This window comes from Peribacillus sp. P4_C12, assembly GCF_056402095.1.
The window spans coordinates 1-559 of sequence record NZ_JBFUIB010001191.1 but is presented as its reverse complement, the minus strand read 5'-3'; the positions used below and the strand labels follow the sequence as shown (position 1 = coordinate 559).

Annotated in this window: 1 protein-coding gene; it reads left to right on the top strand. The window is 30.8% G+C overall.

Features of this window, described 5'->3' with window-relative positions:
- Positions 1-187: 187 nt before the first annotated feature.
- A partial coding sequence (locus AC1DUW_RS32075; RefSeq protein WP_477644613.1) for a TetR/AcrR family transcriptional regulator occupies positions 188-559 on the top strand: 372 nt, incomplete at its 3' end.

The following is a 559-nucleotide window of genomic DNA, read 5'->3' as shown; positions in this document are numbered from 1 at the left end:
GATAGGGTCCGTTTGGTTATGTAAGTCGATAACTGACATAATAATCTGTATTACAATATTTATTTATTACTAAAGTATTTAACCTTAAATTATTTGTTTAGATATCTAAATATACTTTCCACTTGCTTATGTTAATTTAATTTGCTAATATAACTGACGAACGTTCGTTAAATTCGAGGTGATTTTATTGAAAAGCAATGAAATTAAGGAGGCAGCTCTAAAATATTTCACAATTCATGGTTATGAAGGAGCATCCCTTTCTCTAATAGCTGAAGAAGTCGGCATGAAAAAACAATCCATTTACGCACATTTTAAAGGAAAGGATGATCTTTTTTTACAAGTTTTACGTGATGCGAAAGAGACTGAGTTATCTTCAAAACTCCAATATTTCAGTAAAATTGATTCACAAAATCCCAAATTAGATTTATACGGATTTCTACAATTGGTAATCGATCTTTTCCAAAAAAATGAGCAGTTAAAGTTTTGGCTACGTATGTCTTTTTTTCCGCCAGCACATCTTGCGAAAGCAATCGAAAAGGAAGTAATCGATATAGAAGAT